Source organism: Pseudomonas putida, assembly GCF_028682475.1.
Classification (GTDB): domain Bacteria; phylum Pseudomonadota; class Gammaproteobacteria; order Pseudomonadales; family Pseudomonadaceae; genus Aquipseudomonas; species Aquipseudomonas putida_AG.
Genome location: NZ_JANHLE010000006.1, coordinates 25,551 through 51,396 on the forward strand (window position 1 = coordinate 25,551; position 25,846 = coordinate 51,396).

Annotated in this window: 25 protein-coding genes and 2 tRNA genes; 16 read left to right on the forward strand and 11 right to left on the reverse strand. The window is 60.0% G+C overall.

The features are described 5' to 3' along the window. Nucleotides 1–88: 88 nt before the first annotated feature. Both NPS47_RS07040 and NPS47_RS07045 read right to left on the reverse strand, forming a co-directional pair. The gene (locus tag NPS47_RS07040) at nucleotides 89–418 is read right to left on the reverse strand and encodes a ribbon-helix-helix domain-containing protein (RefSeq protein WP_274294283.1); all 330 of its coding nucleotides are present in this window, start codon (nucleotides 416–418) and stop codon (nucleotides 89–91) included. 245 nt (nucleotides 419–663) lie between these two features. Further along, nucleotides 664–1,137, reverse strand: a complete 474-nt coding sequence (locus tag NPS47_RS07045; RefSeq protein WP_274294284.1) for a Dps family protein — start codon at nucleotides 1,135–1,137, stop codon at nucleotides 664–666. A gap of 321 nt (nucleotides 1,138–1,458) precedes the next feature. Here NPS47_RS07045 and NPS47_RS07050 point away from each other — a divergent pair, with 321 nt between their 5' ends. After that, a complete protein-coding gene (locus NPS47_RS07050; RefSeq protein WP_274294285.1) occupies nucleotides 1,459–2,043 on the forward strand; it encodes a cold-shock protein in 585 nt (194 codons plus the stop codon). Nucleotides 2,044–2,110: 67 nt separating this feature from the next. Here NPS47_RS07050 and NPS47_RS07055 read toward each other — a convergent pair whose 3' ends face one another. Then, nucleotides 2,111–2,317, reverse strand: a complete 207-nt coding sequence (locus tag NPS47_RS07055; RefSeq protein WP_274294286.1) for a SlyX family protein — start codon at nucleotides 2,315–2,317, stop codon at nucleotides 2,111–2,113. A 3-nt stretch (nucleotides 2,318–2,320) separates the two neighbouring features. Beyond that, nucleotides 2,321–2,746, reverse strand: a complete 426-nt coding sequence (locus NPS47_RS07060; RefSeq protein ID WP_274294287.1) for an HIT family protein — start codon at nucleotides 2,744–2,746, stop codon at nucleotides 2,321–2,323. 813 nt (nucleotides 2,747–3,559) lie between these two features. Between NPS47_RS07060 and NPS47_RS07065 the strand changes: the two genes are divergently transcribed. From NPS47_RS07065 to NPS47_RS07075, 3 genes are all read left to right on the forward strand, one after another. Then, a complete protein-coding gene (locus NPS47_RS07065) occupies nucleotides 3,560–4,873 on the forward strand; it encodes an OprD family porin (protein ID WP_274294288.1) in 1,314 nt (437 codons plus the stop codon). A gap of 170 nt (nucleotides 4,874–5,043) precedes the next feature. Continuing rightward, a complete protein-coding gene (locus tag NPS47_RS07070; RefSeq protein ID WP_274294289.1) occupies nucleotides 5,044–6,759 on the forward strand; it encodes a proline--tRNA ligase in 1,716 nt (571 codons plus the stop codon). Nucleotides 6,760–6,778: 19 nt separating this feature from the next. After that, nucleotides 6,779–7,732, forward strand: coding sequence for a hypothetical protein (locus NPS47_RS07075; RefSeq protein WP_274294290.1), 954 nt, complete (start codon nucleotides 6,779–6,781; stop codon nucleotides 7,730–7,732). A gap of 78 nt (nucleotides 7,733–7,810) precedes the next feature. Here NPS47_RS07075 and dinB read toward each other — a convergent pair whose 3' ends face one another. After that, nucleotides 7,811–8,875 (reverse strand): DNA polymerase IV, encoded by a 1,065-nt coding sequence (gene dinB / locus NPS47_RS07080; protein ID WP_274294291.1) that lies wholly within the window; start codon nucleotides 8,873–8,875, stop codon nucleotides 7,811–7,813. Nucleotides 8,876–9,097: 222 nt separating this feature from the next. On the opposite strand from dinB, the gene NPS47_RS07085 reads away from it, so the two are divergent. The 4 genes from NPS47_RS07085 (at nucleotide 9,098) to NPS47_RS07100 (ending at nucleotide 13,526) form a co-directional block, all read left to right on the forward strand. Further along, nucleotides 9,098–9,174 (forward strand) — tRNA-Met (locus tag NPS47_RS07085). Between the two features lie 132 nt (nucleotides 9,175–9,306). Further along, a tRNA-Met gene (locus NPS47_RS07090) sits at nucleotides 9,307–9,383 on the forward strand. Nucleotides 9,384–9,591: 208 nt separating this feature from the next. Beyond that, nucleotides 9,592–12,234, forward strand: coding sequence for a bifunctional lysylphosphatidylglycerol flippase/synthetase MprF (gene mprF, locus NPS47_RS07095; protein ID WP_274294292.1), 2,643 nt, complete (start codon nucleotides 9,592–9,594; stop codon nucleotides 12,232–12,234). Next, entirely contained in the window at nucleotides 12,234–13,526 is a 1,293-nt protein-coding gene (locus tag NPS47_RS07100; RefSeq protein WP_274294293.1) for a virulence factor family protein, read from the forward strand. Before mprF ends, NPS47_RS07100 begins: the two co-directional genes overlap by 1 nt. An 83-nt stretch (nucleotides 13,527–13,609) precedes the next feature. On the opposite strand, the gene NPS47_RS07105 is transcribed toward NPS47_RS07100, so the two are convergent. Then, nucleotides 13,610–15,508 carry a potassium transporter Kup gene (locus tag NPS47_RS07105; protein ID WP_274294294.1) on the reverse strand — a complete coding sequence of 633 codons (1,899 nt, stop codon included), beginning with the start codon at nucleotides 15,506–15,508 and terminating at the stop codon, nucleotides 13,610–13,612. Nucleotides 15,509–15,715: 207 nt separating this feature from the next. Between NPS47_RS07105 and NPS47_RS07110 the strand changes: the two genes are divergently transcribed. From NPS47_RS07110 to tsaA, 6 genes are all read left to right on the forward strand, one after another. Then, entirely contained in the window at nucleotides 15,716–16,570 is an 855-nt protein-coding gene (locus NPS47_RS07110) for a phosphotransferase (protein WP_274294295.1), read from the forward strand. Between the two features lie 202 nt (nucleotides 16,571–16,772). Then, nucleotides 16,773–18,110 carry a 30S ribosomal protein S12 methylthiotransferase RimO gene (gene rimO / locus NPS47_RS07115; RefSeq protein WP_274294296.1) on the forward strand — a complete coding sequence of 446 codons (1,338 nt, stop codon included), beginning with the start codon at nucleotides 16,773–16,775 and terminating at the stop codon, nucleotides 18,108–18,110. Nucleotides 18,111–18,200: 90 nt separating this feature from the next. After that, nucleotides 18,201–18,671 carry a GNAT family N-acetyltransferase gene (locus tag NPS47_RS07120; RefSeq protein ID WP_274294297.1) on the forward strand — a complete coding sequence of 157 codons (471 nt, stop codon included), beginning with the start codon at nucleotides 18,201–18,203 and terminating at the stop codon, nucleotides 18,669–18,671. Nucleotides 18,672–18,801: 130 nt separating this feature from the next. Beyond that, complete coding sequence (locus tag NPS47_RS07125) at nucleotides 18,802–19,512, forward strand: rRNA pseudouridine synthase (protein WP_274294298.1); 711 nt, start codon at nucleotides 18,802–18,804, stop codon at nucleotides 19,510–19,512. 47 nt (nucleotides 19,513–19,559) lie between these two features. After that, entirely contained in the window at nucleotides 19,560–20,021 is a 462-nt protein-coding gene (locus tag NPS47_RS07130) for a DUF1456 family protein (protein WP_274294299.1), read from the forward strand. 7 nt (nucleotides 20,022–20,028) lie between these two features. Next, on the forward strand, nucleotides 20,029–20,724 hold the full coding sequence (gene tsaA / locus NPS47_RS07135) for a tRNA (N6-threonylcarbamoyladenosine(37)-N6)-methyltransferase TrmO (protein ID WP_274294300.1): 696 nt from the start codon (nucleotides 20,029–20,031) through the stop codon (nucleotides 20,722–20,724). Nucleotides 20,725–20,858: 134 nt separating this feature from the next. On the opposite strand, the gene fpr is transcribed toward tsaA, so the two are convergent. Then, nucleotides 20,859–21,638, reverse strand: a complete 780-nt coding sequence (fpr, locus tag NPS47_RS07140; protein WP_003222277.1) for a ferredoxin-NADP reductase — start codon at nucleotides 21,636–21,638, stop codon at nucleotides 20,859–20,861. A 119-nt stretch (nucleotides 21,639–21,757) separates the two neighbouring features. Between fpr and NPS47_RS07145 the strand changes: the two genes are divergently transcribed. Next, on the forward strand, nucleotides 21,758–22,684 hold the full coding sequence (locus NPS47_RS07145; RefSeq protein ID WP_274294301.1) for a LysR family transcriptional regulator: 927 nt from the start codon (nucleotides 21,758–21,760) through the stop codon (nucleotides 22,682–22,684). On the opposite strand, the gene NPS47_RS07150 is transcribed toward NPS47_RS07145, so the two are convergent. The 3 genes from NPS47_RS07150 to NPS47_RS07160 all read right to left on the reverse strand — a co-directional run bounded on the left by NPS47_RS07150 (nucleotide 22,681) and on the right by NPS47_RS07160 (nucleotide 24,750). Then, nucleotides 22,681–23,046, reverse strand: coding sequence for a diacylglycerol kinase (locus NPS47_RS07150; protein ID WP_274294302.1), 366 nt, complete (start codon nucleotides 23,044–23,046; stop codon nucleotides 22,681–22,683). The two genes, NPS47_RS07145 and NPS47_RS07150, sit on opposite strands and share 4 nt — an antisense overlap. Nucleotides 23,047–23,123: 77 nt before the next feature. Next, nucleotides 23,124–23,774 (reverse strand): response regulator transcription factor ErdR, encoded by a 651-nt coding sequence (gene erdR, locus NPS47_RS07155; RefSeq protein ID WP_274294303.1) that lies wholly within the window; start codon nucleotides 23,772–23,774, stop codon nucleotides 23,124–23,126. 265 nt (nucleotides 23,775–24,039) lie between these two features. Continuing rightward, nucleotides 24,040–24,750, reverse strand: a complete 711-nt coding sequence (locus NPS47_RS07160; RefSeq protein WP_274294304.1) for a tRNA-uridine aminocarboxypropyltransferase — start codon at nucleotides 24,748–24,750, stop codon at nucleotides 24,040–24,042. Nucleotides 24,751–24,988: 238 nt separating this feature from the next. Here NPS47_RS07160 and NPS47_RS07165 point away from each other — a divergent pair, with 238 nt between their 5' ends. After that, a complete protein-coding gene (locus tag NPS47_RS07165) occupies nucleotides 24,989–25,405 on the forward strand; it encodes a quorum-sensing-regulated virulence factor family protein (RefSeq protein ID WP_274294305.1) in 417 nt (138 codons plus the stop codon). Between the two features lie 2 nt (nucleotides 25,406–25,407). Here NPS47_RS07165 and NPS47_RS07170 read toward each other — a convergent pair whose 3' ends face one another. Beyond that, nucleotides 25,408–25,608: a hypothetical protein gene (locus NPS47_RS07170; RefSeq protein WP_038613929.1), complete on the reverse strand. Its 201-nt coding sequence runs from the start codon at nucleotides 25,606–25,608 to the stop codon at nucleotides 25,408–25,410. Nucleotides 25,609–25,846 lie beyond the last annotated feature (238 nt).

A 25,846-nucleotide genomic window follows, 5' to 3' on the forward strand; every position in this document is an offset into this window, starting at 1 on the left:
TGTCTCGTTAACCACAGCGAGGGCTGGTTCAGGCAGTAAAGAGCGGGATTATATATGGTTAAGGAGTGCTGTGCAGCCCGGTAACCGACTAGCGTGTCACCTGTGTACCCAGCAGAAAGACCACACAGACCACACGGATCAGGCCACTGAAATTTTTCACCCCGCCGTAACGCAGGTGTACCTCGCGGTCCACGTAGGACAGCACGGCATTGACCGAACACTGGTTCACCTCGGCGATCCGCTCAAGAATTCGCCAATAGACCGCTTCCAGCCGCAGGCAGGTGGCAAACCCGTTCAAGCGCACCGAGCGCGACAGCGGCTGAGCCAAACCCATGTTGAAGTTCGCCTCGAACGGATCGACGCCCTCCTTACCTGGCCCGCCCGCTACACGCCCTGCGCGATTCATCCATGAAGACATACAAGCACCACGCGATCTGACTAACAGGGAAATAACCCCGAGTAATGCTTATCACTCAGAGACATACCCTAATAAAGCGCTGCGGTGCGGTTTGCTTCCAGCAGACCTGCTTACTCTGGCTGTAGGATTGCTCGGCAAGACAGGATGGATCGCATCACCATAGAACGCCTTCCTTATTAACGCTCAATGCCCGGCCACCTGAAGGGTCCGGGCATTTTTGCCAAAGCGTTTACTGCCCTGCCGGCCTATTTACCTTCGAGCAACGAGCGCAACATCCAGGCGGTTTTTTCGTGCACTTGCATACGCTGGGTAAGCAGGTCTGCAGTCGGCTCGTCACTGACTTTATCGAGCAGCGGGAAAATGCTTCGTGCCGTCCGGGTCACGGCTTCCTGCCCGTCCACCAGCTGCTTGATCATTTCCTCGGCAGGCGGCACGCCCTCTTCTTCCTTGATCGAAGACAAACGGGCATAGATCGAATAAGCGCCGGGCGCGGGAAAACCCAGGGCCCGAATGCGCTCGGCAATGGAGTCCACGGCCAGGGCCAGCTCGTTGTATTGCTCTTCAAACATCAAGTGCAATGTGCGAAAGGCCGGGCCCGTCACGTTCCAGTGGAAGTTATGGGTCTTCAGATAGAGTACATACGTATCCGACAACAGCCGCGACAGCCCATCGACAATGGACTTGCGGTCTTCTTCACTGATACCGATATCAATAGCCATGCGATTCCCCTTTACATGATGTTTGAAGATCAAGCAGGTACACCCCACTGTACCAATACTTGCCACTGACTGCAGCGCTGCACCTGCGACACAGCGCTGCAGGCACCGGCAGCTCGGGCCCGGAGCAGGCGACACACGGTTTGCCGATGATTTGAGAAGCCTGGGGCTTTGCTGTTAAATAGGCGGCGTGCCGCCCCTGACGATTGTCAGTGCAGGGGCGCATAGGCTGGCCTTTTCTCACGTTTTTGCGCTTCTCAAGCCAATGCGCGCCGTGATGTCAGCTCTTCCTGTGATATGCCTTATCAATGTGAGCCAACCAACATGTTCAAGATCGTCCACCTGTTGACGGGCGCTGCAGCTTTGCTGCTGTCCTTCATCCCCAGCCTGAGAACCGATGCAGTTCCCCTGCTGCAGCAACCGGAAGCCATCTACCTGGCGCTGTTCGGCCTGCTCAACCTGCTCCTCGCCCCCGTGGTCCCCCACTACAAAGGCGCACGCCTGCAGCTTCAGCGCGTGAGCAGCGTTTTGCTGGTGCTGGCTGTAGTGCTGCAGACCGTGACCCTGCTGGCCCGCCCCGAGCTGGGCAACCTGCCAGCGCTGGCTGTCACCCTGCTGGCCGTCGTGCTGCATCTGATCGCCGGCTTCATCAAAACCGCCAGCGCGCGCAGCCAACACACCCAGTACGACATGAGCAACCGCGATACCGGTACGGTCAAGTGGTTCAACACGTCCAAGGGCTTTGGCTTCATCTCCCGCGACTCGGGTGATGACATTTTTGTCCACTTCCGCGCCATTCGTGGCGAAGGCCACCGTGTCCTGGTCGAAGGCCAGCGTGTGGAGTTCTCGGTGATGAACCGCGACAAGGGCCTGCAAGCCGAAGACGTGATCGCCGCCCCACGGCGCTGATCCTGCGACAAATAAAAAACCGCGGCGCCTGGGCGACCGCGGTTTTTTCATGCCTGAACGCTAGCGCTCAATAATGTGGCGGCGGCGCCTCTTCTTCGCTGGTCTGGTATTGGCCGACCATTTCCTCGTAACGCTTGAGCAGTGCCGCCATCTGCAGCTGCAAGCGCTCAACCACCCGCTGCTGTTCGACCAGCACATCGTTAAGGGCCTGGATTGTATCGTCCTGGAAGGCCACGCGGCTTTCCAGCTCGGTTACCCGTGCTTCAAGTGTCATTTCTCACACCTCGGCGAATGTGAAGTTGTCATCGAGCACTGTCGCCAGACGCTTGCGAACATCCGCAAGCTGCTCGGCGGTATAAGCAGTTGCCGGTTTGTTACCCCAGACCGGAGCAGGCCAGGCCGGGTCGTTACGTCGCCGCACGATGACATGCATATGAAGTTGACTGACGACATTGCCCAGCGTGGCGACATTCATTTTATCGGCGGCAAAACTGTCCTTGAGGTTTTCCGCCAAGGCTGTGGTCTCTTTCCACAGTTGCGCCTGATCGCTGTCATCCAGTTGAAACAATTCACTGATATCGGCGCGACGCGGTACCAGGATAAACCAGGGATAGTTGGCGTCCTTGCTCAGCAACAGCCGACAAAGAGGAAAGTCCCCGAGTACATAGGTGTCTTCTTGTAGACGTGAATCCAGAACAAACACAGGGCATCTCCTACAACTGTTTAGTACCTTGCCCGCGCGCAGCCAACCCGGCGCGACAGACGGAATGCTGCAGGATACCTCTGTTCGCGTAGCGGAGCATTGCCAGGTAGTCAGTAAAAGTAGAAACGCACCGGTTTGGCCGTAATTCTCCCCCCTGCTCCCGACAAACGAAGCGGTAACAGCCCGCCAAGCCCGGAAACGCTACTTTTCGCACCAAAATGAGGCTTGCCTCCTGTGTCTGGCACCCAAAGTATCCGCAAACTACCCAGCACAGTGTTTCCATGGTAACGCTTTGACTTAAAGGACAGTTTTCCCCTTATTCCAGAACGCCCCGCCCATACGAACCTTTCGATCTTAGCTCCCCCGGATTTACGGCACTTGGCGGCCTTTCTGCGGGGGGATGTGAAATTTTTGTGAACCACTCGCGCTTTTGAGCACGCTTGTTGCATTCTCATCCGCCACAGTCGGCACGACACCTGCACTGATGCGGTGAAGCGCGACAAATAACAACAGTTGCATGGGTAAACCAGGGAGTACCGGGGCCGGGGGGCTAGATTGTTTTTACCTATCCTTAAGCCGTCCGGAACAGCGCTGGAGTTGTACGCCCCGTAAAATCGGGACGTGATTTGCGACAGGGACTTAACCGTTAGCGACATGACCGTAAAGTTACCGAAAGGTTCTTTCCCCCCATATCGCCAACTACAGTCTGCGTGATATACATTTCCGCCGACACAAAAAGAAAGAGCCGCGCCGCATAAAAAAACCAATGGGCGACGGCAGTACTCTTCCTAAAAACCAAAGGAGCAAATCACGATGCGCGTGATGAAGTGGAGCATAATCGCCCTGGCTGTTGCAGCAGGCACCTCGCAAATGGCATTCGCCTCTTCGCAAAGTGAATCCAAGGGCTTTGTTGAAGACAGCTCGCTGAACGTCAAAACCCGCATGCTGTATTTCAGCCGTGACCCACGCAACAGCACAGCCCCGACAGACGGTAGCCCACGACGCTCCGAAGAAACCGGCCTGGGCTTTCTCGGCACCTACGAATCCGGCTTCACTCAAGGCGCCGTCGGTTTCGGTGTTGATGCCATTGGCATGCTTGGCATAAAACTGGACAGTGGCAAGGGCCGTACCGGCACCGGCCAGTTCCCAACCGGCTCCGACGGGCGCTCCGAGGATTCCTTCTCTGAAGGCGGCGGCGCAGTTAAAATGCGCATCTCCGAGACCGTCCTCAAGTACGGCACCCAGTTCACTTCCATGCCGGTTCTGGCCACCGACGACAGCCGCCTGCTGCCAGAAACCATTGAGGGTTTCCTGCTCACCAGCAAGGAAATCAACGGCCTGGAGCTGAACGCCGGTCACTTCACCGCGCTCAACGCTCAATCGCAGTCGTATCACGACAGTATCGGCGGTGTTGACAAAGTAACCCGCCAGAAGAACCCTGGCCTGACCAGTGCCGACGTTTTCGGTGGTAGCTACTCCTTCACCGACAACCTGAGCACCAGCCTCTACTACTCCAAAGTTGAAGATTACTGGCGCAAGTACTACGCCAACGTCAACTGGGCGCTGCCAATCAACGACAACCAAGGCCTGGTGTTCGACGTCAACTTTTATGACACCAAGAGCGAAGGCGCTGCCCTGTATACCGCCTATGACGGCGACGAGCTGGACAACCAGGCATTCAGCCTGTCGGCTGCCTACAACATTGGCGCCCACACTTTCACCCTGGCTCACCAGCGTGTAGTCGGTGAAGGTGACTACGGGTATGGCATTGACGGTGGCGGCTCGATCTTCCTGGCCAACTCCGTGGCCCGTTCCGACTTCAACGCCGAAGACGAGCGCTCCTGGCAGGCTCGCTACGACCTGAACATGGCCAGCTATGGCGTACCGGGCCTGAGCTTCATGACCCGTTACGTGACCGGTGAAGGTGCCAACGTCGAAGGCACCACCAACGGTAAAGAGTGGGAACGCGACATCGAAGCCAAGTACGTCCTGCAAGAAGGCCCTGCCAAGGACCTGAGCTTCCGCGTACGTCAGGCCACCTACCGTTCCGCCGACGGCGTTTACTACGGTTCGCCATCGCTGGACGAACTGCGCCTGATCGTCGAGTACCCGCTGAGCATCCTGTAAGCCCCGGGCTTTCAGTATCCCCAGTACGAAAAAGCCCGGCATTGCCGGGCTTTTTCTTGTCTCGATCCGGGCTGACAACGCCTTCGTGCTCCGGCATCCTGTACGCCACCGAATCGCCCCCGTACAATGCGGGGTCATTTAAAGTCTTAAGCAACCGACAACGGCCTACCATGCGCACCAGTCAATATTTGCTCGCTACCCAGAAAGAAACCCCTTCCGACGCGGTCGTCATCAGCCACCAGCTCATGCTGCGTGCCGGCATGATCCGCAAGCTCGCATCCGGCCTTTATACCTGGCTGCCGATGGGCCTTCGGGTAATGCGCAAGGTTGAGACCGTGGTCCGCGAGGAAATGAACGCCGCTGGCGCCCTCGAAGTGCTGATGCCAAGCATCCAGCCGGCCGAGCTGTGGCAGGAATCCGGTCGCTGGGAACAGTACGGCCCTGAGCTGCTGCGCCTCAAAGACCGTCACGGTCGCGACTTCTGCGTGGGCCCGACCCATGAAGAAGTCATCACTGATCTGGCCCGCAACGAACTCAACAGCTATAAACAGCTGCCGTTGAACATGTACCAGATCCAGACCAAATTCCGTGACGAGATCCGTCCGCGCTTCGGCCTGATGCGTGGCCGCGAATTCATCATGAAGGACGCCTACTCCTTCCATGCCGACCAGGCTTCCCTGCAGGAAACCTACGACCGCATGCACCTGGCCTACAGCAACATCTTTACCCGCCTGGGCCTGGACTTCCGTCCTGTACAAGCCGACACCGGCTCGATCGGCGGTAGCTACTCCCACGAATTCCATGTGCTGGCCGAGTCCGGTGAAGACGATGTGATCTTCAGCGACAGCTCCGACTACGCCGCCAACATCGAGAAGGCCGAGGCCATCCCACGGGAAACCGTGCGCCCAGCGCCTACCGAAGAACTGCGCCTGGTCGATACCCCGGACGCCAAGACCATCGCGCAACTGGTGGAAAACTACGGCCTGGCGATCGAAAAGACCGTCAAGACCCTGATCGTCCACGCCGCCGAAGAAGGCAAGCTGATTGCCCTGATCGTCCGTGGCGATCACGAGCTGAACGAAATCAAGGCCGCCAACCTGCCAGAAGTGGCCAGCCCACTGGTCATGGCCAGCGATGAAGAACTGCGTGACGCCATCGGCGCTGGCGCCGGCTCGCTCGGCCCGCTGAACCTGCCGCTGCCATGCATCATCGACCGTTCGGTCGCGCTGATGAGCGACTTCGGCGTGGGTGCCAACATCGACGACAAGCATTACTTCGGCGTCAACTGGGAGCGTGACCTGCCCGTTCCACAAGTAGCCGACCTGCGTAACGTCGTCGAAGGCGACCCAAGCCCGGATGGCCAGGGCACCCTGGTGATCAAGCGCGGTATCGAAGTTGGACACATCTTCCAGCTCGGCACCAAGTACAGCGAAGCGCTCAAGTGCCAGGTACTGGGTGAAAACGGCAAGCCGGTAACCCTGAGCATGGGTTGCTACGGTATCGGCGTGTCCCGTGTGGTGGCTGCGGCCATCGAGCAGAACTACGACGACAAGGGCATCATCTGGAGCGACACCCTGGCGCCGTTCCAGATTGCCCTAGTACCGCTGCGCTACGAAACAGAAGAAGTCCGCCAGGCGACTGACAAGCTGTACGCCGAACTGACCGCAGCCGGTTTTGAAGTACTGCTGGACGACCGTGACAAGAAAACCAGCCCCGGCATCAAGTTCGCCGATATGGAGCTGATTGGTATCCCTCACCGCATCGTCGTCAGCGATCGCGGTTTGGCCGAAGGCAAGCTGGAATACAAACAACGTACCGAAAGCGAGGCCCAGTCCTTGCCGGTAGCCGATGTCCTGTCGTTCCTGCAGGCCCGCATTCGTCGCTGATAGTCAAACAAGAGTAATCATGTTCAAGCGAAGTACCTTTACCCTGGGGGGCGCCGCACTGAGCGGCGCCCTGTTGCTCAGCGGTTGCGCCAACCAGATGTCCCAGCGCAGCGAGCATGAGGAACGCATCGAGCGCAAGCTGCTCGAACACAGCCTGCAGATTGATGTCGGGGACCCGAAGGTACTCGAACTGCCCCAGCGGCGTGTGCGCATTCATGAACAGAAGAACTTCGAAGTCACCGAATTCGAAGTCACCCGTCGTTATGATCGCTACACGCCCTACCAACCCTGGCGGGAAGTCTACGAGATTCCCCTGGGGGCGATGGCGGTGGTGGCCGGTGTCGGTGCCAACGTGGTCAATATCTTCGCGCTGGGCAACCTGCCCGATAGCGTTACCCGCGACTGGTTCAGCTACGGTATCGATGGCCTCAACCCGTTCATGAACGCTCAGTCCAATGGCCGCGCCCAGCAGAACCTTGCCGGGATTACCGAGGTACAGAAGGACAAACGCCAGGAGTACACCAGCCTGCCGTGGAACGATCGTCCGGTCGAGGTCAAGGCCGGCAAGGTGAACCATACGCTGACGACCGATCGCAACGGTGTGCTGTTGCTGAACCTGCTCGACAGCCCGTTCTCCGAACAGAACCTGACCCACATCGGTACCCTGCATCTGCAGGTCGCCGATGAAGACAACAACGTCCGCGGCGATGCCAGCCTGCTGATCAGCAGCACCTTGCGCAACAAGCTGGTGGAAGCCCACGACCTGATCTTCGACGATCTGGAAGACGATGAAGTCAGTCAGTGGGTGCACCGGGTCAAGCGTCTGTCTGAACTGGGACTGGAAGAAGAAGCCAGCGAGCTGGAGCAGAGCCTGATCGAACTCACCCGCAACGACCCTGAGCTGCAACAGGAGTTTCTCCAGTCGCTGACCAAGGATGCCGGCCGCCTGGTCGCCGATCCTGGCGTGCATTGATCTATCGCGGGGCAAGCCCGCTCCCACCGAGTTATGCAATACCTGTGGGAGCGGGCTTGCCCCGCGATAGCATTCCAGTCAATCGTGGTTAAACAATTCCAGCTGTTCATGAGCACCACGCAAATCCTGCAAACGCACTCCGATACCCAATAACCTCACCGGCTTGCCGCCTCGGGCAAACGCCTGACTGAGCAATAGCTGATAACTGCCCAGGTCACGCCCGGCACCGGCCTGCTCCAGGGTGGTCTGGGTAAAATCGTGGAACTTCACTTTGACAAAGGGTTTGCCCGGTCGATAACTGTCGTCGATTCGCGCCATGCGTCCGGCCAGGGTGTCCAGCAACTCCGGCAATTTCTCCAGACAACTGGCCAGATCAGGTAGATCCGTGTCGTAGGTGTTTTCGACACTGACCGACTGACGACGACTGTCGTTGTGCACCGCACGCTCATCGATACCCCGCGCCAGCCCCCACAGACGCTCGCCAAAACTGCCGAACTCACGGGCCAGCGCCAGGCGACTCCAGTCGCGCAGTTCCAGGCAGTTGGTGATCCCCAGGCGACCAAGCTTGTCCGCAGTCACCTTGCCCACGCCGTGCAGCTTGCTCACCGGCAATGCCGCCACAAATTCTTCGACTTCATTGGGCGTGATCACAAACAAACCGTTGGGTTTGCGCCAATCACTGGCGATCTTGGCCAGGAACTTGTTCGGCGCCACCCCGGCTGAAACGGTGATGTGCAGCTGTTGCGCAACCCGGCGACGAATGTCGGCGGCAATCCGTGTAGCGCTACCGGCAAACCAGGAGCTGTCCGAGACATCCAGGTAGGCTTCATCCAGCGACAACGGTTCGATCAGATCGGTGTAGTCGCGGAAGATGGCGTGTATTTCCCTGGATGCTTCTTTATAGGCATCCATGCGCGGCTTGACGATCAACAGATCAGAGCACAGGTTGAGCGCATGCCGGGACGACATGGCCGAGCGCACACCATAAGCCCGCGCCTCATAATTACAGGTGGCGATGACCCCACGGCGCTCGGCCGAGCCACCTACCGCCAGCGGCCGCCCGCCCAGACGCGGGTCGTCACGCATTTCAATAGCGGCGTAGAAGCAATCGCAATCAATATGGATGATCTTGCGCTGGGACATCGGCAACCGTGGCTACAGGTGAACAATCGTGTAGGCAGTATCTCATTCCACTGCACGGTACGCACCACAGGCACTGGATAAACATACACACTTTAACCCTACAAGCCCCGGCACAGCTGCCTTGCAGTACTAAAAGAGAGCGCTAAGCATTTGAACAAAAAAGGATTTCTTCAAATGAGCGCTTGACACCCCAGCGCATAACTGTAGAATTCATCTCACAGGCGCGGGATGGAGCAGCCTGGTAGCTCGTCGGGCTCATAACCCGAAGGTCGTCGGTTCAAATCCGGCTCCCGCAACCAGATTAAGAAAAGGCCACTCTTCGGAGTGGCCTTTTTCTTTGCCTGAAGAAAGTGCTCAGGCATAAATTTATTGTAAATCAACAATTAAGCGTTGACAGCCTAGCCAAAGGCTGTAGAATCCGCCACATCAGACGCGGGATGGAGCAGTCTGGTAGCTCGTCGGGCTCATAACCCGAAGGTCGTCGGTTCAAATCCGGCTCCCGCAACCAAACAACAGAAAAGGCCACTTTGCAAAAAGTGGCCTTTTTTGCATCTGCGATTCAGCCTCCCCGCCCCAAGCCCCTGCGGCAATATAAATTTTCTTTAACTATCCTCCAGGCAGGCAGCGGCCCGATCATAGTCGCCACTACTTTCCATAGGGATTGGTACCTTGGCTGGATACGTTCCTCCTGGCGTGCACCCTCCACGAGGTGCTTGATGCACAGCCAGACACCCGAAACAGAAGCGCCCGTCACCTCCGCGTTGCCCAACGCCGCCCAGCATTTACGCTGGCTTGAGCGCTTGAGCCGCTACCGCCAGCCGATCGGTCTGGCGGTGACCTTGCTGTTGTTCACCATCGCCCTGATCGCTTGCCGTCATCTACTCAGCGAACTGGACATCTATGCCCTGCATGATTCGCTGCTCAGTGTGCCGCCCGCGGCCCTGACCGGCGCATTGCTGGCAACAATCGCCGGCTTCATCATCCTGCTGAGTTACGAGTGGTCCGCCAGTCGCTATGCCGGCGTTCAGTTACCGCCCCAGACCCTGATCATGGGTGGATTCAGTGCCTTCGCCATAGGCAACGCCATCGGCCTGTCGCTGCTCTCCGGTGGATCGGTGCGCTATCGACTGTATGCTCGCGAGGGTATAGGCGCCGCTGAAGTCGCGCGCATGACCTTGTTTGCCAGCCTCTCGCTCGGATGTGCACTGCCACCACTGGCAGCCCTGGCAACCCTGAGCAATCTGCCGGCAGCGGCGGCTGCCCTGCATCTTCCACAAGCACTGCTGGCCAGTATTGCCGTGGCGGTGCTGGGCCTGGCGGCGCTGCTGGCCTACGGTCTGTACCGTCGACGCCTGCCGGAGCAGCCGCGGGTAGACAACCTGCTGGTCCGCGTCGGCCGTCGCACCCTGCGCCTGCCCGGCGCACGCCTGACCGCCCTGCAATTGCTGATCACCGCCCTGGATGTTGCCGCTGCGGCGACCGTGCTGTACCTGCTGCTACCAGAAGCACCGCCGTTCGGCGCATTCCTGCTGGTCTACCTGCTGGCCCTCGCAGCCGGGGTGCTGAGCCATGTTCCCGGTGGTGTCGGGGTGTTCGAGGCGATTCTGCTGGCCGCTTTCGCCGATCAGCTGGGCGCCGCGCCCCTGGCCGCCGCTCTGCTGCTCTATCGCCTGATCTATGTGGTATTGCCGTTGCTGCTGGCTTGCGCCTTGTTACTGGTCAACGAAGCACGACGGTTTCTGGTTACCCGTCAAGCCATCAAAGCAGCATCGGGACTGGCGGCGCCGGTGCTGGCAGTACTGGTGTTTCTCTCTGGAGTAGTGCTGCTGTTTTCCGGCGCGACCCCAGAAATCGACGAACGCCTCGAACACCTGGGTTTTCTCATTCCTCATCGCCTGATCGACGCCTCACATTTCGGCGCCAGCCTGATCGGCGTGTTGTGCCTGCTGCTGGCTCAGGGCCTGCGCCGTCGCCTGTCTGCCGCCTGGATGCTGACCACCATCCTGCTGCTGGTCGGCGCCCTGCTCTCGCTACTTAAAGGCTTTGACTGGGAGGAAGCCAGCATCCTGACCTTTACAGCCTGCCTGCTGGCGCTGTTCCGGCGCTCCTTCTACCGCCCCAGCCGCTTGCTGGAACTGCCCTTCTCGCCGGTCTATCTGGTAGCCAGCGCTTGCGTCATTGGCGCGTCGATCTGGCTGCTGCTGTTCGCCTATCAGGATGTGCCTTACAGCCATCAACTGTGGTGGCAATTCACCCTGGATGCCGACGCTCCACGCGGGCTGCGCTCGGCGCTGGGCAGCGCGGTACTGCTGGTGGCGGTCGCGCTGACCTGGTTGCTGCGCACCGCACGCCCGGTGATTCACCTGCCAAATACCGAGGAGCTGCAGCGCGCCAACCATATTCTGCAGGCTTCGGACCAACCGGATGGCGGCCTGGCGCTGACGGGAGACAAGGCATTGCTGTTCCACCCCGATGACGACGCCTTCCTTATGTACGCCCACCGTGGCCGCAGCCTTGTCGCCCTGTACGACCCTATCGGCCCCGCGCACAAGCGAGCCGAGATGATCTGGCAGTTCCGCGACCTGTGTGACGTGCACCACGCCCGCCCGGTGTTCTACCAGGTGCGCGCCGAGAACCTGCCGTTCTATATGGATATCGGCCTGACCGCGATCAAGCTCGGCGAAGAGGCACGGGTCGACCTCAAGCGCTTTGACCTGGACGCCAAGGGCAAGGAGATGAAAGACCTGCGCTACACCTGGAACCGCGGTGGCCGCGACGGTCTGAGCCTGGAAGTGCATGAACCGGGGCAAGCACCACTGGAGGAACTCAAGGTCATCTCCGACGCCTGGCTGAGCGGCAAGAATGTGCGTGAGAAAGGTTTCTCGCTGGGCCGCTTCAGCCCCGAGTACCTGCAACATTTCCGGATTGCCCTGATCCGCTTCGAGGGTCGCCCGGTAGCCTTTGCCAACTTGCTCGAAACCCACAGCCGCGAACTGGCCAGCCTCGATCTGATGCGTGCTCACCCACAGGCGCCGAAGCTGACCATGGAATTCATGATGATCGGCCTGATCCAACACTATAAGCAGCAGGCCTACGCCCGTTTCAGCCTGGGCATGGTGCCACTCTCAGGCCTGCAACCGCGCCGTGGCGCACCGTTGACCCAACGCCTGGGCTCGATCGTGTTCCAGCGTGGCGAGCAGCTCTATAACTTCCAGGGCCTCAGACGCTTCAAGGACAAGTTCCAGCCTGACTGGGAACCCCGTTACATGGCCGTGCCTGCCGGACTCGATCCGCTGGTGGCACTGGCTGACACCGCCGCCCTGATCGCCGGCGGCCTGACTGGATTGGTGAAACGCTGATGATTCGACGCTATTGGTTACACCTTCTGGCCACACTGCTCCTGGGCTTGCTGGTCGCAGCTTTGGGCTTCTGGCTGTGGACCCGTCCAGCGCCTGAGCCGCGCCTGGAACACTTGACGCTGGGCGATGGCAGCAGCCTGATCCGGGTTACCCCGGGCAGCCACGCCAAAGCCCGGGTGGCTATTGCCGTGCCCCAGGATCAGGCCCTGACGAATAAACAACTGCTGAACCTGAGTCAGAGCGGCGAAGCGCAGCTGGTTCAGGTGATCCTGCCGCCAGCCGACTGCACCTTGCAAAAAGCCGCCGTGCAACAGGCCCTGCAACAACTGCAAGGCCCGGCAACCCTGGTAGCCGGTATCGGCCCTGGCGCGGCCCAAGCCTGGGACTGGCTGGCAGGCCAGAGCGATGACAAGGCCCAGGCCATCTCGGTAGATTTCAGCATCGAACGCCCGGGCTGCGCCACCCCACTGCCCAAGTCGGCAGCTCACGGCCACTGGAGCGTTGCCTGGAACGACAACCCGGACGACGCCAGCGCCGCCTTCGTACGCGATCAGGCCAACGCCGAAACCAGCATCAGCGATTACGACATCCACCTGCCGCAAGTGCTCAAGGCACAGCTTACCCAGGCTCTGGTGGGTGAAGAGGGCAACGCCATGAGCATCCCGGTGGTCGAAGTCCCGGCCGGCCAGACCACCGACACCGTGACCCTGTTCCTCTCCGGCGATGGTGGCTGGCGTGACCTGGACCGCGACGTGGCTGGCGAAATGGCCAAGCTTGGCTATCCAGTGGTCGGCATCGACACCCTGCGCTACTACTGGCAGCACAAGACGCCGGAGCAAAGCGCCATTGACCTGTCGGAGCTGATGCAGCACTACCGCCAGAAATGGGGCACCAAGCGTTTCGTACTGACCGGCTACTCCTTTGGCGCAGACGTCTTGCCGGCGATCTACAACCGTCTTCCCGCTGAAGACCAGCAACGGGTTGACGCCGTCATCCTGCTGGCCTTCGCTCGCAGCGGCAGTTTCGAGATCGAAGTCGAAGGCTGGCTGGGCAACGCCGGCAAGGAAGCCCCTACCGGCCCGGAAATGGCCAAACTGCCAGCGGCGAAAGTGATCTGCATCTACGGCGAAGAAGAGGCCGATGAAAGTGGCTGCACCGACCACACCGCGGTTGGCGAACGCCTGAAGCTGCCGGGTGGGCATCATTTCGACGAGAATTACCCGGCGCTGGCCAAGCGCCTGATCAGTGATATCGAAAATCGCCAGGGCAAGACCAGCGTTGCTGAGCACTGATTCCTGTGGGAGCGGGCTTGCCCCGCGATGCGATTTGACTGACAGACCGCAATCGCGGGGCAAGCCCGCTCCCACCGCGCAGGTCAAATCTCGACTTGCGTTCCCAGCTCGATCACCCGATTCAACGGCAGGTTGAAGAAACGCAACGTGCCATTGGCGTTCTTCAACAGAAACGCAAACAACATCGCCCGCCAACGCGCCATCCCCACCAGCCGCGAAGGGATCACCGTCTCGCGGCTGAGGAAATAGGTGGTGCGCATCGGACTGAAGTCCAGGCCCTCCAGATGGCACAGCTTCAGCGCCCCGGGCACATCGGGTTCGTCCATGAAGCCGAAATGCAGTAATACCCGGTAGAAGCCCTCCCCATAGGCTTCGACTTCGAACTGCTGCTGCGCCGGAACTCTCGGCGTGTCCTCAGTGACCACTGTGAGCAACACCACCTGGTGATGCAGCACCTGGTTATGCAGCATGTTGTGCAACAAGGCATGAGGTACGGCATCGGCACGCGCCGACAGAAACACTGCAGTGCCCTCGACCCGGTGCGGTGGCTGCACGCGAATGCTGCTAATGAACAGCGGCAGCGGCAGGCTGCCCTCGTCCAGGCGTTCGACCAGAATCTGTTTGCCACGCTTCCAGGTCGTCATCAGCGCGAACAAGGCAATCCCCGCCAGCACCGGAAAGGCCCCGCCCTGCACCACTTTCGGTACGTTGGCGGCAAAGAACAGGCCGTCAACCAGCAAAAAGCCAAGCAACACCGGTACCGCCAGTACGGGTGGCCATTTCCACAGCAAGAGCATGACGGAAGACACCAGCAGGGTGGTCATCAGCATGGTCCCGGTCACTGCCACGCCATAAGCCGAGGCCAGCGCATCGGACGACTCGAAGCCGAGCACCAGGAGGATCACCCCGACCATCAATGCCCAGTTCACCGCACCGATGTAGATCTGCCCCTGTTCGTGGCTTGAGGTGTGCTGGATCTGCATGCGCGGTACATAACCCAGCTGGATCGCCTGGCGAGTCAGGGAGAAGGCTCCGGAAATCACCGCCTGTGAGGCAATCACGGTCGCCAGGGTGGACAGGCCGACCAGAGGAATCAACGCCCAGGCGGGGGCCAATAGATAGAAGGGGTTACGCGCCGCCTCAGGGTTCTGCAACAGCATGGCGCCCTGGCCGAAGTAGTTCAGCACCAGGGCCGGCAGTACCAACACGAACCAGGCCCGGGCAATCGGCTTGCGGCCGAAGTGGCCCATGTCGGCATACAACGCCTCGGCGCCGGTCAGGGCCAGGACTACAGCGCCGAGGATTGCCACCCCCATCCCCGGATGAAGAATGAAGAAGCGCACCGCCCAGACCGGGTTGATTGCCTTGAGCACTTCTGGGCTCTGGGAGATACCGTGAACGCCCAACGCCGCCAGGACCAGAAACCAGGTGACCATTACCGGCCCGAACAGAATACCGATCCGCGCGGTGCCATGCTTCTGGATCAGAAACAACGCCACCAGCACCACCAAGGCTATAGGCACCACCCAGTGATCGATACCGTCGAAGGCCAGCTCCATGCCCTCCACTGCCGACAACACTGAAATGGCCGGGGTGATCATGCTGTCGCCATAAAACAGCGCCGCGCCGATCAGGCCGCAAACCACCATAACCGCTTGCAGCTTGGGATAAGGGGCCGAAGCACGCCTGGCCAAGGCGGTCAGGGCCATGGTGCCACCTTCGCCCTGATTGTCGGCACGCAGGATAAACACCATGTACTTGATCGAAACAACCCACACCAGCGACCAGAAGATCAGCGCCAGTATGCCCAGCACCCCGTCATGGTTGACCGGCACCCCGTAGTCACTGGAGAACACCTCCTTGAGGGTGTACAACGGACTGGTGCCGATATCGCCATACACCACCCCTACCGCCGCTACCAGCAGGCTCAACGGCTTCGCCGCCGAATGCCCGGAATCAGCCTGTTCGCTTGCCTGAACCATCCGCCACTCCCGCAACCAAGACCCTTGGGGCCGGTAAAATTCACGTCAGACGCTGAGACTTTAGCTACCGCACCGCTGGCGCCAACAGGACCCGATAGAAACACAGGCATATAGCCGCGAAGCATAGCCCAGGGTACAGCACATGACTGCTAGCTAAGTGACATCACAGCCGTTAGGATTGCGCATTTTTCGATCAGGGAGCGGTACATGCGTCACCTCAGGAGCCTTACCCGAACGCTGCACAAACAGGATATTGAGGGCATTACCTTTCATTTTGATCCGCACCATCACCAGGAACTTGCCAGTGCCGTTCGACGCTTCCTGGCAACACCGGCACAACACACCCCGCTGGACACCCCGGAAGCGACCCGCGGCGTTTTCCTGCTCGAAGGTGAGCGCAAATGGGTCCTCAAGCACAATCGCCTGACCCATTGGAAAAAGCAGCTGCAGAACTACCTGGGCCTGAAGAAGGCTTTCGGCCTGCATGATCTGACCAACGAATTCATCAACCTGTCGGCGGTATCCGCTAAATCGGCCTGCGCCCCCAGCGTTGCTGCCTTTGGCTACAAAGGGCGGTTTCCGTTTCTCAAGGAAGAATACTTGCTGGTCGGCTTCCTGGACGATCATTGCAGCGTTGATGATCGCTTGATCGCCCACCCTGAACAGGCCTCAACATTGCTGCCACAGGTTTTCGATCTGTTCGCACGCATGCTCGATGAAGGCTTCGTGCACATGGACCCTCACCCGAAGAACATCCTGATCGCCCCCGATGGCCAGCTGCGCTTGATCGATTTCGAGTGCTGCGCACACTCGGTGATTGATCGCGATTTCAGCCTGGGTTTTTTAATGGGTTACTTTTTCCACTACTGGATCAAGCGCTTCATCAGCATGGACGACTACCGCACTTGCTGTGAAAACTACCTGAAGGCCGAGCAGCCAGCATTGGACCGCAGTATCTTCATGCCTGTTTTCGAGCGTTTTCTCACAGGAAAAGTATCCCGTACAACACGTTACGCGATCCTCACCAGCCCGAAGGCGCAAGCGGCGTTCAAGGCGCAGTAACCCCTATGCCCCCTAGACGGCGGTAGAAAGCCGCTTTGCTGGAGCCTGGCCGCGTAAAGCACTCGTCGTATTTCCCCGTTTAAAGCTGGTCAACTCCGTTGCGCACCGCTAGAATTGCGCACTTTTTGATCAGAGGCGCTGCTAGCGCCCAACAGGACAGCGGCGCTTGCGCACGGCTGTCCCCATTACACCGAGGTTAGTCATGTCCACCACTCCTGCGCCAACCACGCCAAAGGTCGGCTTCGTTTCCCTAGGCTGCCCCAAAGCCCTGGTCGATTCCGAGCGCATCCTGACCCAGCTGCGCATGGAAGGCTATGAAGTCGTGCCCACCTATCAGGATGCCGATGTGGTGGTGGTCAACACCTGTGGCTTCATCGACAGCGCCAAGGCCGAGTCCCTGGAAGTGATCGGCGAGGCCATCAAGGAAAACGGCAAGGTCATCGTCACCGGCTGCATGGGTGTAGAGGAAGGCAGCATCCGTGACGTGCACCCGAGCGTACTGGCCGTGACCGGTCCGCAGCAGTACGAGCAGGTGGTCAACGCTGTGCACGAAGTGGTACCGCCGCGCCAGGATCACAACCCGCTGATCGACCTGGTGCCACCACAGGGCGTCAAGCTGACCCCACGTCACTACGCCTACCTGAAGATTTCCGAAGGCTGCAACCACAGTTGCAGCTTCTGCATCATCCCGTCGATGCGCGGCAAGCTGGTCAGCCGTCCGGTCGGTGAAGTGCTCAGCGAAGCCGAGCGCCTGGTCAAGGCCGGGGTCAAGGAAATCCTGGTGATCTCCCAGGACACCAGCGCCTATGGCGTCGATGTCAAATACAAGACCGACTTCTGGAACGGTCGCCCGGTCAAGACCCGCATGCTCGAACTGTGCGAAGCACTGAGCAGCCTGGGCGCCTGGGTTCGCCTGCACTACGTTTATCCGTACCCGAACGTCGACGACATCATTCCGCTGATGGCGGCCGGCAAAGTCCTGCCGTACCTGGACATCCCGTTCCAGCACGCCAGCCCGAAAGTGCTCAAGTCGATGAAACGTCCGGCCTTTGAAGACCGGACCCTGGCGCGTATCAAGAAATGGCGCGAACAGTGCCCTGAGCTGATCATCCGCTCCACCTTCATCGTCGGCTTCCCGGGCGAAACCGAAGAAGACTTCCAGTACCTGCTCGACTGGCTGACCGAAGCCCAGCTCGACCGCGTCGGCTGCTTCCAGTACTCGCCCGTCGAAGGCGCTCCGGCCAACGACCTGGGCCTGGAAGTCGTCCCCGATGACGTCAAGCAAGCGCGCTGGGACCGTTTCATGGCCCACCAGCAGGCGATCAGCAGTGCCCGCCTGCAACTGCGCATCGGCCGCGAAATCGACGTGCTGATCGACGAAGTGGAAGAAGAAGGCTCGGTAGGCCGCAGCTACTTCGACGCCCCGGAGATCGACGGCAACGTGTTCATCGATGGCAACCACGGCTTCAAGCCGGGTGACACCGTGCGCTGCCGGGTCACCGACGCCGACGAGTACGACATGTGGGCTGAACCGATCTGATCACACCCCGCTGAAAAATAGCCCTGCCGACCCTGGCGGGGCTTTTTTTTGCAACTATCGTTTTCTCTGTTGCCCAAGGAGAGCAGAGCAATGTACAGGCCTATCAGCGTGCACACCCCCAGGTTAAACGACTACCCGGAGCTGGCGCGTGTCTGGGAGGCGTCTGTACGGGCAACCCATGACTTCCTGCCCGACAGCTACATTTGCCTGTTGCGTGAGCTGCTGCTCAGCCAGTATCTGGATGCGGTGATGCTGATCTGCTGCAAGGATGCCAAGCAACGGATTACCGGTTTTGCCGGGGTTGCCGCCGGGCGCGTGGAAATGCTCTTTATCGATCCGGCTGCGCGTGGCCAGGGGCTGGGCAAACGCCTGTTGCACTACGCCATCGACGAACTCAACGCCGTTGGACTCGATGTCAACGAACAAAACCCGCAGGCGCTGGGCTTCTATTTGCACCAGGGATTCGAAGTGGTCGGCCGTTCGGAAACAGATGGCATGGGCCAACCCTACCCCTTACTGCATCTGAGGCTGATTCAGACAAAAGCCGCGCAAACCGGCTGACAGAAGACGTCATACCTTTCTGAAATGCAGCGAAATCGCAGATAAATGGCCCGGCGGGCGAATGTTGCCGGACCTGGGCCCGTCCGCACGGTTACAATGGGCATCTTTCCCTATGCCTACGGCTGTCGTCATGTCTGAACCCATTCGTCTTTCCAAACGCCTCATCGAGCTGGTCGGTTGTTCCCGACGGGAGGCCGAACTGTACATCGAAGGCGGCTGGGTCACCGTGGACGGTGCGGTGGTCGACGAACCGCAATTCAAAGTCGGCGAGCAGAAGGTCGAACTGCAGGCCGGTGCCCGCGCCGAAGCCCTGGAGCCGGTCACCCTGCTACTCCACCAACCGGCCGACCTGGACATCGACAGTGCCTGCAACAGCATCACTGCCGCCAGTCTGTCGCAAGAGCACAGCCATGGCCGGCGCCCGCTCAAGGGCCACTTCGCCCGCCTGAGCAGCGTCGCGCCGTTGCAGCAAGGCGCCAGCGGCCTGCAGGTGTTCACCCAGGACTGGCGGGTGACCCGCAAGCTCAACGCCGACCTGGCCAAGCTCGAACAGGAATATGTGGTTGAAGTCAGTGGCGACATGATCGCCCACGGCCTGGAGCGGCTGAACCGCGGCTTCACCTGGAAGGGCAACGAACTGCCGAAGATCAAGGCCAGCTGGCAGAACGAAACGCGCCTGCGCATGGTTCTGAAAAACCCGCAGCCGGGCCTGATTGCCTTGCTGTGCAGCAGTGTCGGGGTCACCCCGCTGAGCATGCGGCGGATTCGCCTGGGCGGCGTGTCCATGAGCAAGCTGCCCCTGGGGCAGTGGCGCTACCTGGCGACCACCGAAAGATTCTAGCAACAAGGCGCCGCCACCCGGGCGACGCCCCGAACAGGATTGTCACCATGATTCACAACGATGTACTGCGCAGCCTGCGCTACCTGCTGGACGTCAACGACGCCAAACTGACCGACATCATCAAGCTCAGCGGCTTCGACGTCGCCACCGACGATATCGTCGCCTACCTCAAGAAAGAGGACGAAGAAGGCTTCGTGCGCTGCCCTGACGAAGTCATCGCGCACTTTCTCGATGGCCTGGTGATCTTCAAGCGCGGCAAGGACGACAGCCGCCCTACGCTGCCGGTAGAACTGCCGGTGACCAACAACATCATCATGAAAAAACTGCGGGTGGCCTTCGAACTCAAGGAAGACGACCTGCACGCGATCCTCAAGGCCGCTGATTTCCCGGTGTCCAAGCCGGAGCTCAGCGCGCTGTTCCGCAAGGTCGGGCACAACAACTACCGTCCATGCGGCGACCAGCTGCTGCGCAACTTCCTCAAGGGCCTGACCCTGCGGGTCCGTGGCTGAGACGTCGATGAACTACAGCGTCGCCCCGATCGGCTTCGTCCGCTCCTGCTTCAAGGAAAAGTTCGCGATCCCGCGCCAGCCCCAACTGGCGCCCGCTGCGCGTGGCGTGCTGGAACTGCTGCCGCCCTTTGACAGCGGCGACGCAGTGGCCGGGCTCGAACAGGTCAGCCATGTATGGCTGCTGTTCCTGTTTCACCAGGCCCTGGAAGACAAGCCACGGCTCAAGGTGCGGCCGCCGCGCCTGGGCGGCAACACCTCCATGGGCGTGTTCGCCACCCGGGCGACGCACCGGCCCAACGGCATCGGTCAATCGGTGGTGCGTCTGGAGAAGGTGGAAGCCGGGCGTCTGCTGCTGTCGGGCATTGACTTGCTAGACGGCACCCCGGTACTGGACATCAAGCCCTATGTGCCCTATGCCGATGCTGTCAGTAGCGCGACCAACCAGATGGCCAGCGCACCGCCAGCGCCGATTGCGGTGGCCTGGAGTGACACGGCCCTGCCCCAGGCCCGCGAGCATGCCTTGCGCCTTGCAGAGCCGCTGGTTGAGCTGATCGAACAGTGCCTGGCCCAGGACCCGCGTCCGGCCTACCAGATCCCCCCACCCGAGCGCGTGTACGGGGTGAAGTTCTGGGATGTGCAGGTGCGCTGGCACTATCCGCAGCCGGATCAGATCCGGGTGCTGGAAGTGGTGGCCGATCGCTAAAAAACACTCTGGGTGGGTGGGAGCGGGCTTGCCCCGCGATTGCGGACTGTCAGTCATATCGCATCGCGGGGCAAGCCCGCTCCCACAGGCATAAAAAAAGCAGGCCGAGGCCTGCTTTCTTGTTCCAGTGCTGCTTACTTCTCGACGAATGCACGCTCGATCAGGTAATCACCCGGCTCACGCATACGCGCCGAAATCTTCAGGCCGAAACTGTCGAGCACTTCACTGGTTTCGTCCAGCATGCTCGGGCTACCGCAGATCATCGCACGGTCGTCCTGCGGGTTGATCGGTGGCAGGCCGATGTCGCTGAACAGCTTGCCGCTGCGCATCAGGTCGGTCAGACGGCCCTGGTTTTCGAACGGCTCGCGGGTCACGGTCGGGTAGTAGATCAGCTTGTCACGCAGCGCCTCGCCGAAGAACTCGTTCTGCGGCAGGTGCTCGGTGATGAACTCGCGGTAGGCGACTTCGTTGACGTAACGGACACCGTGCACCAGGATCACTTTTTCAAAGCGCTCGTAGGTTTCCGGATCCTGGATGACGCTCATGAACGGCGCCAGGCCAGTGCCGGTGCTCAGCAGATACAGGTGCTTGCCCGGGTTCAGGTCGTCGAGTACCAGGGTGCCGGTAGGCTTCTTGCTGATGATGATCTCGTCGCCTTCCTTCAGGTGCTGCAGCTGCGAGGTCAGCGGGCCGTCCGGCACCTTGATGCTGAAGAACTCCAGATGCTCTTCCCAGTTCGGGCTGGCAATCGAGTAGGCACGCATGAGCGGGCGGCCGTTGGGCTGTTGCAGGCCGATCATCACGAACTGACCGTTCTCGAAGCGCAGGCCCGGATCGCGGGTGCACTTGAAGCTGAACAGGGTGTCATTCCAGTGGTGAACACTGAGGACACGTTCGTGGTTCATGTTGCTCATGTACGGGCTCCTGAAATAAAACGCAGCGCTAACCTAGAGCGCGATTGCGCGATAGTTTAGTGCGAGCGACAATATCTGTTAAATGAATTATCAAGATATGTCTTATCGGTTATATAGATATGCGATTTACGCTTCGTCAGCTCCAGGTGTTCGTCGCCGTAGCCCAGTACCAAAGCGTCTCGCGCGCCGCGGGAATACTGGCGCTATCGCAGTCGGCCGCCAGTACCTCGATCACCGAACTTGAACGCCAGTCCAGCTGCCAGCTGTTCGACCGTGCCGGCAAACGCCTGAGTCTCAACGCCCTGGGTCATCAACTGCTGCCACAGGCAGTGGCGCTGCTCGACCAGGCCAAGGAAATCGAAGACCTGCTCAACGGCAAGTCCGGTTTTGGCTCACTGGCAGTCGGCGCCACCCTGACCATCGGTAATTACCTGGCTACACTGCTGATCGGCAGTTTCATGCAGGTCCACCCGGAAAGTCAGGTCAAGCTCCATGTGCAAAACACTGCGCATATCGTGCACCAGGTGGCCCATTATGAAATTGATCTGGGTCTAATCGAAGGCGACTGCAACCATCCCGATCTTGAAGTGCAACCTTGGGTGGAGGACGAGCTGGTGGTGTTTTGCGCGCCCCAGCACCCGTTGGCCCAGCGCGGCCAGGCCAGCCTGGAAGAGCTGACCCACGAAGCCTGGATTCTGCGTGAGCAAGGCTCCGGCACCCGCCTGACCTTCGACCAGGCGATGCGTCACCACCGCTCCAACCTGAACATCCGCCTGGAGCTTGAACACACCGAAGCGATCAAACGTGCTGTCGAATCGGGCCTGGGCATCGGATGTATCTCACGCCTGGCGTTGCGCGACGCCTTTCGTCGCGGCAGCCTGGTCGCCGTGGAAACACCGGAACTGGACCTGGCCCGGCAGTTCTACTTCATCTGGCACAAGCAGAAGTACCAGACCTCTGCCATGCGCGAGTTTCTTGAGCTGTGCCGCACCTTTACCGCCGGCGTGCAGCGCAGCGACGAAATTGTCCTGCCCAGCATTGCCTAGAGGAGGATCACCGCCCAGACCACCGCTACCATCGTCAGGGCGACAAGCTGGGCAGCGCTGCCCATGTCCTTGGCGTTTTTCGACAGTGGGTGGCGGTCGAGGGAAATCCGGTCGATCGCCGCCTCGACAGCCGAATTGAGCAATTCAACGATCAGGCCCAACAGGCACACGGCGATCAGGATCGCCCGCTCGGCACGGCTGACGTCCAGCCAGAACGCCAGCGGCACCAGCAGTACATTGAGCAGCACCAACTGGCGGAAAGCCGCTTCACCGGTGAAGGCTGCGCGCAGACCGTCAAACGAATAGCCGGCAGCGTTGAAAATACGTTTGAGGCCGGTCTGGCCCTTGAAAGGCGATGACATAAAAGGTCACTTCATCCACTGAAAAATGCGCTGCAGCCTAGTGCAGATCGGGTCAAAAAAGCGTGAAGGCCGCGGCCTCAGCTCGCCGAAACCGATTCCAGTTGTTGCAGGAGCAGTGCGGCCTGAGTCCGGGTACGCACGCCGAGCTTGCGGAAAATCGCCGTAACATGAGCCTTGATGGTCGCTTCCGAAACGTTCAGTTCGTAGGCGATCTGCTTGTTCAACAAGCCTTCGCAGACCATGGTCAACACCCGGAACTGCTGGGGGGTGAGACTGGCCAGGCCTTCACTGGCAGCCTTGGCTTCAGCCGATACGTCGACTTTCTCAAAGGCCTGTGGCGGCCACCAGATGTCACCATCAAGGACCTTTTTCACCGCGTCCTGAATCACTTCCAGGGAGCTGGACTTGGGAATAAAGCCACTGGCGCCGAATTCGCGCGACTTCACCACCACTGCGGCTTCTTCCTGAGCCGAGACCATCACTACCGGTATCTGTGGGTACTGGCCGCGCAACAGGACCAGCCCGGAAAAACCGTAGGCACCTGGCATGTTGAGGTCCAGCAGCACCAGGTCCCAATCGGACTTTTCGGCGAGGCGGGTTTCCAGTTCGGCAATGCTCGCCACTTCAACCAGACGGACATCGGGCCCCAGGCCCAGGGTTACAGCCTGACGCAGGGCACTGCGAAACAGCGGGTGGTCATCGGCAATCAGGATTTCGTACGTGGCCATCGATCTAATGATCCTGTTCTGTGCAGGCGCAGGGAGGAAGAATAGGCGCCTGGCGGGCAACTCAAGGTGCTGACGGCGGTGCCGCACACCCAAAAGGCACTTCAAGGCCAGGAAAAACTGTGTTTCAAGCCTTGTATATGCCCGAATCGGCGCCAAGGATGCCGAGCCAGAACCGGGTGGTCAAGTTGATTGCCCGGTCCCGACAAGCACGCGATGGTCGCCAGCCTGCCCATTATGACGCAATGTGCGACACCTGCCCCTTGTACTATAGGAAGGTATGCAAACGCTGGTGGACAGCATCCTGCTCATCAATTGACCACTGGTGCTTGGCACTCAGGTAGTGCGTACTGAACACATCCAGGTAAGCATCCAGGGCCTCGGCAGCGCGTTGGTCACCGGCCAGTTCCAGGCACATGGCCGCCACTTCCGCCGTGCAGAAATGATCGTCGCGCTTGGAGCGGCGCAAGCGGTAGCGCGACAGTTGCTCCGGTTGCAGGCTGAGCACCGGGAAGCGATTGAGGTAGGGGCTCTTGCGAAACATCTTGCGCGCCTCGGTCCAGGTCGCATCGAGCAGGATGAACAACGGGCGTTTGCCGGGCTCACGCACCACCTCGCTGACCACCCGTTGCGGCGCCACGAACTCACCGGGAAAGACGATGTAGGGCTGCCAATGCGGCTGATCGAGCAAGGCCAGCAAAGCCTCATCGACCGCAGTACGCTGCCAGCCGAACGCCGAGGTGTCGGCAATCAGGTCAGCGATCAGCCAGCCGGTGTTGCTCGGTTTCAATGGCTCGGTGTCGTGCATCAGCAGGCACATCGCCGAATCGGACGGCACCTGTGGACGCCAGGCACACAGGCAATGGCTGAAAATCACCCGGCACTGCGGACAGCGTGGCGCCCGTGATCCGCGCGCAACGAAAGGTTTGACACTGCGCGCCAGGCGCTCGGCGCGCAGGCGCGATACGGCATGGCTCATGGCAGCAGACTATATAGGCAAGGAAAGGACGGCACTGCGCGGACTCGGCAAGACTGGAAAACTGCTGCAGTTTACCAGAGCCGGGCTGCCGGCAGACGGTATTTGCCGTGCAGGCATAGCGCCGACTCCCCTATAATCTTCAGCCTGACGCTACCCGCTGGCACCACGACTTCGCGCGTGACGGAACACCGTGCGCAGTTACCGGTCCAATCGCCAGTTACCGAACCAGGAGAACCCCATGTTGCGCTTCATCGCCCCGTCCCTGAGCCTGTTGCTCGCCCTGCCCCTGGCTGCCCATGCGGCCTCCAAGCAGGAATACGAGCTGAGCAAGATGCTGCAAAAAGTTGCCACTGAAAGCAGCGTGGGTACGCCGCGAGCGATCAACGAAGACATCCTCGACCAGGGTTACACCGTCGAAGGCAAGCAACTGATCAACCACCTCAGCGTACTTCCCAGCCACGCTGAAAAAATGAAGGCCGACCCAAACCGGGTGCGCAGCCAGTTGGGTGACAGCGTGTGCAAGAACACCGGCTACCGTCAATTGCTGGCCAAAGGTGCGGTGCTGACCTACCGTTTCACCGAGTACAAGACTAACCGTCCGGTCAGTGAACAGGCGTTCGATGCCAAGAGTTGTGGTGTGAAGCCAAGCAAGTAAGCCTAAGCCACTTGCTCGCTGTCGCGCCGTTGCTTTTCATCGGCGCGCAGTTCGGCCACCAGGGCCTGGACATAACGTGAGTGCCGCACCCCACCCCCCAAGCGCCGCAGGCACTCTTCTTCAAGGCTCAGGTTATTAGCCTGGGCCGAGCGCTCGAGCAGCTCGAACAGCTGTGCATCGAGCTCCAGATTAAGCCGTTGCATGTGACAGCCTCCCTGCACCGCGACAGTCGCTCAGACTTCCAGTTAACCAGACCCATGCCAGGATCGGTTCATTGCTGACGGGCGGTCTGTTTCCAATCTGCCCCCGATCAAGCTGATCCAGCGAAGATCCTTTCGGCATAAACACCCGCCAGGGTCTAGATTGATAGCAAGCGCCCGCCCGTTTCAGGGCTCGCACCGGGGGATGCCTGCCGACGCCGTGCATTAGCATTGCCGAGCG